Here is a 1,235-nt window from a genome sequence, read left to right as displayed (position 1 = left end):
CAAACACAAGATGCAGCTCCAAAGCAGACGACTAAAGGATTCGTCTTTACAGGCCGACTTTCGAAACATGAGAACGCACGTGAGTTGAGCATAAACGGTGTTAATTGGTGTTATGACAATAATATTATAGCGGTCCGTAGGCCACCTACAGCGACAGAAATACTTGCTGACCTAAATCAGGTGAACTCATATGAGCGTTAACGAAAAGAAAGTCTACCTAGCTTCCACTGTTAGCCAGGAAAATAATTATTCATCCTATGACATCCATCGAATGACTACGGCCAACAGATCACGCTAGTGTTATTGTAGGTAGTAAAAAATTCTTGCATTACCTGCTGTTGAGGACCACTTTCAGGCTTTTGAACAAGATTTATCTCAAAATGCTCATTTATTCAATTCAAGACGCTTCTTTAGATCTTTGACTCTGTTTCTAACCGTCGCATCTGCTGTCTGCGCTGCATTGGCAAGGTCCATTTGGCTCTTTTCTTCACCAGTCTTTACACATGATGTATAGAGGACAGCGGCTGCAAGTCCCATTGGATCCTTTCCTGCAGATATGCCTTGTTTAATAACGAGATTCATGAGGTTGATAGCATGATGCTTTGTTTTCTCAGTTATGTTTGCATTGTTTGCAACTCTTGAAATGCATTTTGCACTATCGATCTCCGGAAGTTCAATTTGAAATTCAAGTACTAACTCTCTATGATATTTGGCGATAGCTTTTCGTTTGACATTACTAATAGCGGCAATATCGTCTAGCGTTCTTGATGCTTCCATTTGTCTGCATGCAATATATATGGAAGCCGCCATGACTGCAGGTATGGATCTACCACGCAGTTTTCCTTTCTGATGGGCTTTCCTAAAAATATACGCAGCCTTCTCAACAATTGCCTCGGATAAACCAAGTTTATCCTTTAATCTACCTAGTTCGCTAAATGCAATTCTAAGAGATTTATCACTGCTACTTTGAACCTGCGTTCTAAAGTCCCAAATTCTCAATCGTTGCATTGAAGAAAGAATAGAAGGCTCAATTTTTTTCTTGCTAGCATCTATGTTTTCTTTCCCGATAACTGTGGATAGTCCCATATCATGACTAGCAAGGGATGATTGTTGGAGTCCAGTTCTAGCTTTAATTTCAGACTCATTTAAGGCAACTGCACCATTCCATTCAGCTTTCATTTCTAGCAGATTGTCTGGAATCACCATACCGCATTTGGTGCAAACAATATCCCCGG

1 protein-coding gene is annotated in these 1,235 nt (G+C 40.4%); it reads right to left on the bottom strand.

Features of this window, described 5'->3' with window-relative positions; all coding sequences use genetic code 11:
• Positions 1 to 384: 384 nt before the first annotated feature.
• The coding region (locus tag DYY65_RS12045) for a transcription initiation factor IIB (protein WP_370519365.1) at positions 385 to 1,235 on the bottom strand (851 nt) is incomplete at its 5' end.

Origin of the sequence: Nitrososphaera sp. AFS, assembly GCF_009898475.1 — an archaeon.
In the GTDB taxonomy this organism is placed as follows: Archaea; Thermoproteota; Nitrososphaeria; order Nitrososphaerales; family Nitrososphaeraceae; genus Nitrosopolaris.
This window is presented reverse-complemented; position numbering and strand designations above follow the sequence as displayed.